This window comes from Streptomyces sp. NPDC041191 (assembly GCF_055591945.1).
This window is the reverse complement of sequence record NZ_JBVIZC010000015.1, coordinates 129,961-141,457: the sequence shown is the minus strand read 5'-3', so window position 1 is coordinate 141,457 and position 11,497 is coordinate 129,961. Positions and strand designations below refer to the sequence as shown.

Here is an 11,497-nt window from a genome sequence, read left to right as displayed (position 1 = left end):
ACACCTCCCTCAACGTCGTAGGAGCCCTGTGCGTTGCGGTCCTCATGCTGACTCGGCCTGCGTCACTCGATCAGTGGCCACTCTGAAAGAGCTCAGTGTCCGCGCGGAACGCTCCGGTGGTCGCGCGTCAGCCGGCCGCGGTCGCCTCCCGGAGGGCCGGGGCGACGGCGAACAGGGCGAACACGGAGGCGCGGACCCGGTCGGCGACCACCTCGGGGGTGGTGGTGTCGAGCTTGCCGTCGAGGTGCAGGAAGGCCAGGCCGTGGACGAGGGCCCACACGGTGGTCGCCAGGGCGTCGGTGTCGTCGACGCCGGGGAAGGCGTCGCGGACGATGCCGTGGACGTACTCGGAGATGGCGGCGGTCGCGGCGACCCGCTCCTCGCTGGTGGGGTCGCAGGGCTCGGCGAACATCGCGCGGAACAGGGCCGGGTGCTCCAGGGCGAACCGGACGTAGGCCACGGCCACGGCGGCCAGGTCCTCCGGCGTCGACGGGGCGGGATGGGCTGCCGCCAGGTGCGCGGCCACGACGGGCACGGCTTCCCGAAAGGGGTGACCGGGACCGACGTCTCGATCGGCTGACCCGTCTGCGACGTCGCCCCGCGACGCAGGGGCCGCACGCCGCACCGCGGGCGGGGTGAGGAGAACACATGACACGCCGAAGCGCGATCAGCGTCACCACCGAAGCGGCACCGGAACACGCCCACGCCCGCCCGTGCGACCTGCGAAGGTACGGTCACCGGCTGCCCCGGTCCGCGAGCTGCCGGGGAACGACCCCGGGACGGACGACACCGGGGAGGCGATCGGCGACACGTACGTCGACCCCACCCCCTGGGAAACGTCCGCGGGCCGGAACCGTCAACGTCAACGAGGTCTGCGCCGCCGCGTGGGGCTCGGTCGACGCGCCCATGGGCGGCATGAAGGCATCCGGCCCGGGCCGCCGCCACGGCGAGCACGGCATCCTGAAGTACACCGAGTCCCAGACCGTCGCCGTCGAGCGGCTGATCCCGGTCGGAGCACCCGACGGGATCGACTCCGCACGCTGCGCCCGCCTCGTTTCCGCGGGCCTGAAGATCCTCAAACGCCTTCCTGGCGTCAAGTAGACAAGAAAGAGTGACACATCCCATGCATACGGTTCTGGGCGCCAACGGGCCGATCGGCGAAGAGCTCACCCGCGAGCTGTACCGCGGCTTCACGCGCGACATCCGGCTGGTCAGCCGCAACCCCGAGAAGATCCACGACACCGACCAACTCGTCAAGGCCGACCTGACCGACCCCGAGGCGACGGACCGGGCCGTCCGGGGCAGCGAGGTCGCCTACCTCACCGTGGGCCTGCCCATGGACTCGGAGCTGTGGGAACGACAGTTCCCCGCCATGATGCGCAACGTCATCGACGCCTGCGCGAAGTACGACACCAAACTCGTCTTCTTCGACAACACCTACATGTACCCGGGCACGACCGCCCCGCAGACCGAGTCGACCCGCTTCAAGCCGAACGGCCGCAAGGGCCGGGTGCGCGCGCAGATCGCGACGATGCTGCTGGACGCGATGAACGCGGGGAAGGTCGACGCCGTCATCTGCCGGGCGCCGGAGTTCTACGGCCCGGGAAAGACCAAGAGCCTGACCAACTCGCTCGTCTTCGACCGGATCAAGGCGGGCAAGCGGCCGTTCGTCCCCGTCAGCGCCAAGACCGTCCGGTCCCTCATCTGGACACCGGACGCCAGCCGCGCCATGGCCCTGATCGGCAACACCCCCGACGCCTACGGCCAGACCTGGCACCTGCCCATCGACCCCCACCGCCTCACCTACGCCCACATGGTCCACGTGGCCGAGGAGATCACCGGCCGCCGGATCCGCTACACCGTGCTCCCCCTGGCCGTCTTCACCCTCGGCGGCCGCTTCGTCGGACCGCTCGGAGAGGTCAAGGAGCTGCTGCCGCGCTACCGCGGTGACAACGTCTTCGACGCCTCGAAGTTCACGGCGCGCTTTCCCGACTTCACCGTCACCTCGTACCGCGAGGGCATGAGTGAAATCCTTGGCCGGGCGACGTCCTAGAACGCGCTGACCTGCCTGTTCGGCCGCCCGGGAAGTCTCGGACGACCGTCCGGGCGGTGAGGTCGCGGGCGATGGACATCGCCCGGTGCTGGGCCGGCAAGGCGTATCGAGGTGCCGGTGGTTCCGTCCGGGTGCCCTTCCGCGGCCACCGCCTGGAGCGGTGGCCGCGTCGGCACAACAGCGCACACGCGCCCTTCCTCACGCCTCGGCGTGAGGTTGGAGAAGGCTCGCTATCGGGCTCGTCCGCGCCCGGTACCGGGCCCGTCGGGTCGGCGGTGGTGCGGCTGCTGCCGGGAGCCGGGGTCCTGGACGGAGCCGCGCTCCGGTCCGTCCGGCTTCCGGACGGTGGTGCTGCGGGAGCGGGCGGCCGCGGCCGATATGCGCGAGGTGCCGGGCCCCGGTGCCGTCAGGAGCGGAGCTGCCAGTCGGTCGATGCGGTCGAGCTGCGGTCCGAAGTCGGCCGGCAGGCCCTCGCGCAGCTTCCGCTGGACGGTGAGGAAGTCGTGGGACTCCTCCGGGGTCCAGAGCCGGTTGCGTTCCCGCTCCACGGCCTGCCGCAGCGCCAGGGGCTCACGGGCGAGTTCGGCCGCGTCGGCCGCGAACCGGGGGTGGGAATCGCCGCGACGGTAGACGGCCGCGAAGTCGGCGAGCCCCTCGCGTGCGACGACCTCGCAGGAGTCCACGATGCCGGTGTAGGAAGCCCGCGCCTTCTCCGGGACGGTGAGACGCCCCTGCCCTCGGTCGAGGACCTGTTCGTGGTAGCGGTTGAGGATGCCCTGCTCGCTCAGGGCCTGGGGGACGGCCAGCACGAAGGTGTCGACACGGGTGCCCACGGCCCGGTATTTCCGCATGGTCTCGGCCAGGAACCGAGGGTCCATGGCGATCTCCTGGACCAGGGCGTTGATCTTCTGCCCGCCGGAGAGCGGGTCCTCGCCCCTGACGAACTGCTGGGCCTGGCGCATCCAGGCCCGCCCGTCGTTTCCGGTGTAGAGCGTCATGAGCCGGTCGTCCTCGGCCATGAGGCGGGCGTACATCGGGTGGTACGGCTTGTAGAGGTCGCTGTCGATGTCCGCGAACCCGCCCCGGGCGTCGAGCTGTTCGGCGATGAGCTGGGCCACCCGTGTCTTTCCCGCACCGGGCTGGCCGAGCAGGAAGACGGCGGTTGCCGGGTCCTGTGGAGCAGGACCGGTCAGGTGGTCCGGCACGATGTCGGCAGCGAAGATCCGCCGGTTCTCCTCGGCCGAAAGCTGGTGGCGGGCGGCGTCATGGTCCTGGCTCACGCGCCGGTCTCCGTCAACTCGCGGAGCCGGGCCGCGTAGTCGGCGCGGACGCGGGCGACGTTCTGGGCGTCCTCGGCCCGCAGCGCCCTGCGCTCCTGCTGGCACTCGGCGCGCAGCCGCTTGTACTCGGTGATCTCGGCTTCCGCGCCGGGGCGCTTCTCGGCCTCGGCGATGAGGGCGCTGTACGCGCCGACCACGCCGTTGATCGCCTCGATCGCCGCCTCGTAGGCGACGGACTGCTCGGAGTTCCAGGTGTGCGCACGCAGACTGCCGATCACGGGGTCGGTCATGTCGTTCCTTTCTGCTTGCTCTTGAACGGAGCTTGAGGTACTCAGGGCTGTCCGTGCCCATTGTTTTCGTCGCGGGCCGTGGACCTGCCGGAGACCGTGCGGGCGAGGGCCTCCGCTCGGGTGGACCGGTGCGTCCGACCCCGGACGACGGAGGTTTTCTCCGTGGGACGAGCCGCGGCCGACCCGGGGCGGCCGGCCCGTACCCGGGCGGCGGGGAGGCTGCCGAGAACCGCTGAGACCGTCTTGTCCGGCGTCTGCTCCGACGTGTCCAGCCGGAGCCCGATGCGCGGCGTCTCCTTGCGCAGGGCGCGGTCGAGGGCGTCGACCGTCCAGGCGGCGGCGTATCCGGTCTTCGGACGCTCTGCTTCTCTGCTCCGCACGGCTGCCGCGGAGGGAGCCGGCACGACGCCGTACAAGGGCCGTGTACGCACCCTGGCGACGTACCGGCCCAGGTCTTCTCCCAGGACGACGTCTTGGACGACCGCGGTCCAGCCGTGACGCGCGTACTCGTCGGCCACCAGTGCGGACAGCCGGTGGCGCAGCTCCAGTGGGGCCCTGGCCTCGGCGGTCTCCTCGAGCAGCGGTTCCTCCCGGCCGGACACCACCGTCCGCCGGAAGACGTCACCGCGCACGGGGGCGGTTCGGGGCAGCCGCCCGGCCGGCAGTCCGGCCACGGTGGACTTCCCCGCCGCCATCACGCCGGTGATCAGGACGACTGCGGAACCCGGTTCGGTGTCCACGTGGACCTCCCGTGTGCGGACGGCATGCCGGATGCGCGAGCCTCCTTCGGGAGCAGGCGTGAAGCCCCTGGCAGGACAGGTCCCACCACAAGATCACGCCCACAACCGCTGGAGGCTCCACGTCGGTCACCCATGGTGCCACGCTCGACGTTCCGCACCACGTGGTGCGGCACCTCGTCCGTCTCCCGGCCGCCCACCGCCGCCGGACCGGCACGCCGAGGGGCCCCCGGGCGCCGGAACCGCTCCGCCGGGCGGTGCTGGTACTGCGCCGGTTCCGCGCCCGTGGCCGCGTGCACCGCCCGGCCGGGAGGCCGGGATCTCCCGGGCCACCGCCCACCGCACCCCGCCGGACACCGGCACGGCGGAGAACCCGGGCCGGCGGCTGGAGAAGCCGGGAAGCCCGGACCGCAGCACCTCCACCGGCAGCGACGGCACCCGCCGCCCGGCCACCACGCGAGCCCCGTCCGATCGGAAGATGAGAAAATACGTGTCCGAGCACCGCATCGGAACCGTCATGTCGATCACGGGAGGGTCGCTGTCCCTGGCCGGCGCCGCCCCGTGCGTCCCGCTCGGCCCTGGCCTCCCCGCTTCGGTCACCGGGTTCACCGTGCCGACCACCGGACTCGTCATGGCCGCTGCTGAACCGCTGTCCCCGCACAGGAAGGCCACGATGTCCGTGATCCGGCACCGGAGCGGCCCCACCGCCTGCTCTCTCGCTCCGCTCCCCGCCGCGCCGGCCCTGATCACCGGCCGGACACCGCGACGCCTGTGCTCCCGGCTCGCTCCGGCCCGCCCGCTCGGGCGGCCCCCGCTGACCCGCTGCACGACCGCGCCGCTCGACGGCGTCCCGCAGCCGGCCGACGGCTCACCCGGCCCGGCCGTGGCCGCGACCGCTGCCGTCGGCGTCCTGCCCGCCGTCGACGGCGTGGTCGCGGCTCCGGCGGCGCACCAGGCCGTGAGGGCCGCCGCGTGAGGGGGGTGGCACGGCGGGGGCGCGAGACCGTCTCGATCCTGTTGTGGTGGGCCGGGCTCACCCTGGTGATGTGGCTGCTGGGCCGGGCCCTGGAACAGCCTGTGGGCCTCGCGCGGTGCGCGGCCTCCGCTGCGCTGCTGGTCGCGGTGGGCGAGGCCGGCGACCGGCTGCGTCGCCGGTGGCGTGCCCGTCGGCGGAACCGCGCGGCGGCGCCGACACCCGAGTGAAACAGGCGGAGCTTCGGCAAGATCCCCCGCTCGTGGCCCTCCCGCCCCGTCTTCCGCTTACCGGTCCGACGGGTCAGGAACCCGTCGGCATCGTGACGGGGGCGCTTTTCCGGCGCGGCCCGCCCACGCCCTGGTCATGACACGGCTTCCCGCTCCGCTTCTGATGCCCCGGTGCGCTGCCGGGCAGCACGCGTTTCCGCGAGTGCCACGATGACGACTGCGGCGTTCAGGGGAAAAGCCGCGTCGTCGGTCATTTCGGCCACGTCGGCCACTTTAGGCACGTCGAAAGCGCGAAGTGCGCCGGCGACGTTGAAAGCGAAGAAGCGGCGGAGTCCCGTCGCTCCGGGGGAAAACGCTGCCGGAAGTGGGGACTTGGGCCGCGTATCCGCAGCGCCGGGGCATCCGGCACGCGATCCCGGAGAAGGCCGACAGCGGGCCGCCCGCCTGCGCAGAGGGTCACGCGGCGGACGGCCACCGGGCTTCGGCGGCGTCATCGCGGCCGTCGGTGCGCGGCCCGACACGTGACGGCGTGCCTGACCGCGCACCGGGTGGGCCGGCGATCCCATGGGCGGCGGGTCGTCGTGATGCGGCTGTGGAGGCTTCTTCGGGGGACTATTCGGGGGACTAACGGGTCGTGAAGCGGCGGTACAGGTTCCGGGCCACGTACACTCCCGGGCCGCCGAAGCCGACGATGTCGAGTCTGCCGTCGCCGGTGACGTCGGCGAGGAAGCGGGGGTGGCGGCCGACCCGCCAGGCGCCGGCGGAGTCGTCGTATCCGAAGCCCCGGCAGACCAGTCGGGCCTGGTCGAACGTGCCGTCGCCGAGGTTGTGGGAGACCCAGACCCCTTCGTCGCCGAAGCCGACGATGTCGGGGGTTCCGTCGCCGGTGACGTCGGCGAGGATCCTGAGGTGTTTCTCGGCGCTCCATCCCTGGGCGGTGCCGAAGTCGTTCAGAAGGAGTTTCGAGGGCTCGAAGGTGCCGTCGCCGAGGCCGCGTGCGACGACGACGCCGTGGGGGCCGAAGCCGACGATGTCCGCCGTCCCCTCGCCAGTGGTTCCGACCAGGAACCGGGGGTGTTCGTCGGCCGAGGCCCATCCCTGCTCGGTGCCGAAGTCGTCGAGGACGTACAGGGGTTCGGCGAAGGTGCCGTCCTCGTCCTGGAGGGAGATCCAGACGCCGTCGTCGTGGCAGCCGACGATGTCGAGTCTGCCGTCGCCGGTGGTGTCCGCGAGGAAGCGGGGGTGCTTGTCCGCGAGCCAGCCGCCGGCCTCTTCTCCGTGGCCGAATGCCTTGAGGGTGGGTTCGTCGGCGAGCGGGGCGAACGTTCCCTCTTCGTCCTGGAGGGAGATCCAGACGCCGTCGTCGTGACAGCCGACGATGTCGAGTCTGCCGTCGCCGGTGGTGTCCGCGAGGAAGCGGGGGTGCTCGTTTGCGAGCCAGCCGCCGGCCTGCTCGCCGTGGCCGAACGCCCGGAGAGCCGGCTCGCCGGACGCGGGTGCGAACGTTCCGTCCTCGCTGCGGAGAGAGAGCCGGACGCCGTCGGTGGCGAGTACGACAACGGCGGGCTCGCCGCCACCCGTCACGTCCGCGAGGGTCCACAGGTCCAAGTGGCTGGAGGAGGAAGAGGGTTGGTGCAGGACGCGTTCCTCGTCCTCGAACGTGCCGTCGCCCCGGCCGGCCGATGTCACGGCGCCCTTGGCGGGTTTGAGCCCGATGATTTCGGCCCGTCCCCCGCCGGTGGTGTCGGTCAGGAACCGCGCGCCGAGGCCGGCCCACCGACCCGGCCGGCCGTCGGGGGAGGGGGCGGCTCCTTCGTTCTTCCACCCGCCGGCTTCGGGAGCACTCCCGAAGCGTTCGAGGACGAGCAGCATGTCGCTGAAGGAGGGCGTCGCCCCGGGTACGGGCCGCAGTGCGGCCGAGCGGTTCAGCCGCCAGGACCGGCGTCCGTTCCAGTGGCTCAGCGGTGCCCAGTGCAGGGCGAGGTCCGCGACGCGCTCGGGCTCGGCGGGGACGAGCCGCCACCGTTGACCCTCCGCGTCCTCGTCGTACGCGCGCAGGACGACCGGGGTGGCGTCCTCGCCGGGTTCGCCCAGGTCGAGGGCGGTGTCGTCGGTCACGCTCTCGATGAAGCAGAGGCCGGCTTCGCCCTCGACGGGGACGACGCGCCACTGCTGGCTCTTCCTGCCGTCGGCGGCGTCTTCCTGGCGGACGCCGCCGTTCGCGACGGCGGGCTTGTCGAGGACCTTGCCGCTGACCGCGTTGCGGATCACGTACGCCTGCTCGTCCTGCGCGGACCGCACGGGGACGATCTGCCACCGTTCCGGGGCCGGGCCGTCCTCGGGGAGTTCACGGACGACGAGCGTCCCGCCCTGCCCCGGTACGGCCTCGGCGCCGAGGGCCTTCCCCGTGGCGGCGTTGACGATCTCCAGCTTCAGTTCTTCCGTGGGTACGGGCATCGTGGTGCCTCTTCCAGGCGGTGCGGACGTCGGTTCGGGACGGACGGGGGGGTGGCTCCGGGTCACGTGAAGACGTGGTGGTAGGGGACGTTCCACTCGTTGGGCAGGCGCGGGTAGAAGGTGTTGATGACCGTCCCGGTGAAGTCCCCGCCCCAGTTGGGGGTGAGGCGCACCTCGCTGTCGGCCGTCACCGCGTGGTCCTTGAACCCGAGGATGGCGTCGGGGTGGGTGATGGGCACGAAGGTAATCCCGCCCCACGGCGTGACCGTGACGACCCAGAGCTGGGTGTCCTCGGGCGCGCCGTTCTTCCCGCGCCACTTGTCGCCGACCTTGTCGGGGAGGCCGACCTGGACGGTGTCGGCCGTGCTCCGAGGGGCGTCCTGGTGGACGGTGACGCGCCTGCGCCGCGGCTTGGGGACGCCGTCGTCGCCGCGCCCGGCGTCGGCTTCGCCTGCGGCGGCGGGTTGGGGCGTCACCTGGCCCGCGGCGCTCTCGATGACGTAGAGCGGCCGCTGCCCGAAGAAGCCGGCGGGAGTGAGGTACCAGAGGTGGCCCTTCGCCTCCTTGGTGGCCGGGTCGAGGGCGGTGGCCAGGTGGACGCCCTTGTCGTGGCTCTCCTCGCCCAGCTCGGCGGGCCGCAGATAACCGCCGTTGAAGGCATGGACGAGCATCACCGGCCGGTTCTCGACCAGTGCCGCCACGATCGCGTTGTCGTAGCTGTTCACCGCCACCGGGCCGCCGACCACCAGGTTCGACATCGCCGTGCGCTCTTGGGTGTACATCGCGAAAACCTCACCTGTCCTGAAGGGGGAGAAGAATCTTTCGGGCACTCGACCCACTGGCCCGTGACGCCGTGTTACTGCGAAACGGATCACCTTTGCCGAAGGTGTTTCCGAAATCGGGTAAATGGCTGAAGGGGAAATCTCCTGTGGCAATGCCCGAGGTCAAAGTACCCGTGGGTGAGGATGCCGAAAAGTCATCGATCGAGTGACGGGTGGTGGAGAAAGGTCACTTCACCGGCGTTTCGGAAGCGATTTCCGAAAACCGATCACTCGATTGAGGGTGACGTGGGGGTGCGTCTTCCCGAGTCAAGGAGGGCGCGGTAATTTTGCCTGCCGGAACGTATGCAGATTTCTGTTTACATTTCACCGAGCGCGGTTCGGCCAAAATTAGTCGAGGACGGGTAGATGCCTTCCACCGCATACAGCCTGACTGACGCCAGGCGTCAGCCGCTGACGAAGAAGAACCTGCGGGAACTCAACATCGAACAGACCTGGCGGTCCATCCTGGACCACCCCAACCTGATCTACGTCGACCCCTCCGGCGTGAAGCACAAGCCCGTCGGTTTCTCCGTGAACAAGTCGAGCTTCGGCAGCTTCCCCGGAACCGCGTTCCAGCTGGGCTGGCTCGCCTACATGAACCTCGGGGAGCCGCTGATCGAGGTGCGCGGCGACATCGGCCAGCCCCCGCCCGACACCTTCTCCTCCCGTGCCTACGTCAATCGCAGCCAGTCCGAGATGACCTTCACCGACTCGGTCGACTTCACCGTGTCGAACGGGGTCACGTGGTCGCTCCACGGAGACGCCAAGCTCACCTTCGGCGGCAGCGTCGGCGCGTCGCTGCAGCTTCAACTGCAGAACCAGCTCCGTCTGGACCTGCAGTCGCAGCTCGCGGCGTCGTGCCAGAACGGGACGGCGAACAAGAACGCGAACACGGTGACCAACAAGAACAGCAAGGACAGCGTCGGGGTCGACAACGCCAACACCACCGAGACGTCCGCGAGCAGTTCCGCGACGAACTCCTCGTCGAACACGATGACCAACTCGGTGGGTTTCACGACCTCGGGCAGCGCCACCGGAAACGCGTCGCTCAACGCCCAGCTGGCCCTGGGCATCGCGGCCACCGTCGGCGGCTCGCTGAACACCAGCTGGGCCTCGAAGTCGCAGATCTCCGGCAAGGTCCCGCCGAACTCCCGCGTGCAGACCCTCGTCACGCAGCGGCGCACCCGCAGGCAGTACACCTACGAGATCCCGGTGACCTTCTCCGGGCTGATCGCGGTGCAGTACGCCGTGCCGGTGGCGGTCCTCTCGCCCCCGCAGCCCGGGGCCTACCCCGGCCTCGGCCGGATGGTCGCCCGCGACATCGGCGACATCGACCTGGCGCCCGGCGGCTTCCGCATGAAGGGACTGGCCGAGGTGGTCTCCGCCCTGGACGTCCACCACACGATGCTCGACGTCGAGAGCCTGACCATCAGCCCGCAGACGCTCTACAAGCAGCCCTGACCGGGCGACACCGCCACCAGGACGACCAGAGGAGACGACCATGGTGTTCGACAACATCTTCAACTCCGCCGGCAAGGGCGCGGGGCTCTTCTCCGTGACCACCGGAGGCACGAAGCCCCGGCCCGGCGAGGGCATCGACTTCGAGGACTCCGACGACGACGCGTACGACGACACGAGCACCAGCCTGTTCGACAGCGCGATCCACGGAGCCACCTCCCGCGCGAAGACCGTGCAGGAGACCTCGCCCGAAGCACGGGCCGTCCTGGGCTTCCTCGGCTCCTTCGTCCGGGCCACCCAGGAAGCCGCCGGCACACAGGCGCGGTACGCCCAGGACCCCGGATCGGTGACCGAGGCGGCCTCCGCCGGCATGCGGGACGCGAGCGCGACAGTGTCGGAGCGCGGAGACCTCCAGAAGGACGAGGACCTGGAAAGCAGGCCGAAGAAGAGCGACTACGCCAAGCCCCCCAAGACCCCGGAAGCCCCCAAGGCCCCGGAAGCACCCCAAGCGCCCAAGGCGACCGCGGAGAAGCCCTCCGGTTCCCGGTGAGAACCCGACTCCCGGGATGTGCGAGGGGGCAGGGGCGAAACCGCCCCCGCCCCCTCCGCGCTACGCGGGAAGCAACTGCCACCGGCGGCCCCGGTGGTCGTCCTCCGCCCCGTCCTGCTTGACGGCCGTGCGGGCGTTGGTGTCGACCCGCAGCAGCAGGCCGTTGTCGCGGTTCGCGATCTCGAACACCCGCGGAGTGTCGGTCGCCGGTCCCACCGGGATCAGCCTCCAATGCTGATGATGGGCGTCGTCCCCCTCGTAGGCGCGTTGCGCGATCACCGCTCCGGCCGTCCCCCGCGCTTCGGCCACCTCCAGGGCCTTGCCGCTGCGCACGTTCTCGATCCGGTACAGGACGTCACCGCCGTCCCGGCCCACCTCGATCAACCGCCACCGCTGGTGGTCCCGGGGCGAGGCGAGGGACTGATGGACCTCGGCCCCGTCCTTGAGGGACTCCCGGTGGATCCCCATCCGCAGCCTGCTGCGGACGTTGGCCCAGGAGGCGACCGTGCCCGAGTCGGGCAGGCCGGCCGCCCTCGCGGCCGCGACCTTCCGGAGCCGGTGGTTGACGTGGTCGGCGACGTGGAGAGCGCCGGTGCGGTCCATGGCGAGCCCCACCGGGTTGTTCAGCGGAGCCTCGGTCGCCGGGCC

General features: G+C 71.0%; 11 protein-coding genes and 3 pseudogenes. 6 read left to right on the top strand and 8 right to left on the bottom strand.

The annotated features are described in order from the left end of the window. Positions 1–127: 127 nt before the first annotated feature. Positions 128–628, bottom strand: a pseudogene (locus ACZ6AQ_RS26775) (TetR-like C-terminal domain-containing protein); the annotation flags it as partial. 209 nt (positions 629–837) lie between these two features. Between ACZ6AQ_RS26775 and ACZ6AQ_RS26770 the strand changes: the two are divergent. Then, positions 838–1,101: pseudogene (locus ACZ6AQ_RS26770) on the top strand (aldehyde dehydrogenase family protein); the annotation flags it as partial. 22 nt (positions 1,102–1,123) lie between these two features. Continuing rightward, on the top strand, positions 1,124–2,053 hold the full coding sequence (locus tag ACZ6AQ_RS26765) for an NAD-dependent epimerase/dehydratase family protein (protein WP_468763079.1): 930 nt from the start codon (positions 1,124–1,126) through the stop codon (positions 2,051–2,053). Between the two features lie 230 nt (positions 2,054–2,283). Here the strand turns inward: ACZ6AQ_RS26765 and ACZ6AQ_RS26760 are convergent, their stop codons facing one another. The 3 genes and pseudogenes from ACZ6AQ_RS26760 to ACZ6AQ_RS26750 form a co-directional block, all read right to left on the bottom strand. Beyond that, positions 2,284–3,333, bottom strand: a complete 1,050-nt coding sequence (locus tag ACZ6AQ_RS26760) for a zeta toxin family protein (protein WP_468763077.1) — start codon at positions 3,331–3,333, stop codon at positions 2,284–2,286. After that, on the bottom strand, positions 3,330–3,623 hold the full coding sequence (locus tag ACZ6AQ_RS26755; RefSeq protein WP_468763075.1) for a hypothetical protein: 294 nt from the start codon (positions 3,621–3,623) through the stop codon (positions 3,330–3,332). Before ACZ6AQ_RS26755 ends, ACZ6AQ_RS26760 begins: the two co-directional genes overlap by 4 nt. A 200-nt stretch (positions 3,624–3,823) precedes the next feature. Continuing rightward, positions 3,824–4,318, bottom strand: a pseudogene (locus tag ACZ6AQ_RS26750) (phosphotransferase); the annotation flags it as partial. A gap of 520 nt (positions 4,319–4,838) precedes the next feature. Between ACZ6AQ_RS26750 and ACZ6AQ_RS26745 the strand changes: the two are divergent. Then, positions 4,839–5,336 (top strand): hypothetical protein, encoded by a 498-nt coding sequence (locus ACZ6AQ_RS26745; RefSeq protein ID WP_468763073.1) that lies wholly within the window; start codon positions 4,839–4,841, stop codon positions 5,334–5,336. Further along, positions 5,333–5,563 (top strand): hypothetical protein, encoded by a 231-nt coding sequence (locus tag ACZ6AQ_RS26740; RefSeq protein WP_468763071.1) that lies wholly within the window; start codon positions 5,333–5,335, stop codon positions 5,561–5,563. Before ACZ6AQ_RS26745 ends, ACZ6AQ_RS26740 begins: the two co-directional genes overlap by 4 nt. 134 nt (positions 5,564–5,697) lie before the next feature. Here the strand turns inward: ACZ6AQ_RS26740 and ACZ6AQ_RS26735 are convergent, their stop codons facing one another. The 3 genes from ACZ6AQ_RS26735 to ACZ6AQ_RS26725 form a co-directional block, all read right to left on the bottom strand. Then, positions 5,698–5,826 carry a hypothetical protein gene (locus ACZ6AQ_RS26735; RefSeq protein ID WP_468763069.1) on the bottom strand — a complete coding sequence of 43 codons (129 nt, stop codon included), beginning with the start codon at positions 5,824–5,826 and terminating at the stop codon, positions 5,698–5,700. A gap of 361 nt (positions 5,827–6,187) precedes the next feature. Beyond that, positions 6,188–8,020 (bottom strand): FG-GAP-like repeat-containing protein, encoded by a 1,833-nt coding sequence (locus ACZ6AQ_RS26730; RefSeq protein ID WP_468763067.1) that lies wholly within the window; start codon positions 8,018–8,020, stop codon positions 6,188–6,190. 62 nt (positions 8,021–8,082) lie between these two features. Then, positions 8,083–8,802 carry a hypothetical protein gene (locus tag ACZ6AQ_RS26725; protein WP_468763065.1) on the bottom strand — a complete coding sequence of 240 codons (720 nt, stop codon included), beginning with the start codon at positions 8,800–8,802 and terminating at the stop codon, positions 8,083–8,085. Between the two features lie 405 nt (positions 8,803–9,207). Between ACZ6AQ_RS26725 and ACZ6AQ_RS26720 the strand changes: the two genes are divergently transcribed. Together ACZ6AQ_RS26720 and ACZ6AQ_RS26715 are read left to right on the top strand one after the other, a co-directional pair. Then, positions 9,208–10,302: a hypothetical protein gene (locus ACZ6AQ_RS26720; RefSeq protein ID WP_468763063.1), complete on the top strand. Its 1,095-nt coding sequence runs from the start codon at positions 9,208–9,210 to the stop codon at positions 10,300–10,302. Positions 10,303–10,342: 40 nt separating this feature from the next. After that, on the top strand, positions 10,343–10,849 hold the full coding sequence (locus ACZ6AQ_RS26715; protein WP_468763061.1) for a hypothetical protein: 507 nt from the start codon (positions 10,343–10,345) through the stop codon (positions 10,847–10,849). A 60-nt stretch (positions 10,850–10,909) separates the two neighbouring features. Here ACZ6AQ_RS26715 and ACZ6AQ_RS26710 read toward each other — a convergent pair. Further along, positions 10,910–11,497: RICIN domain-containing protein (locus ACZ6AQ_RS26710; protein WP_468763060.1), on the bottom strand; the 588-nt coding region annotated here is incomplete at its 5' end.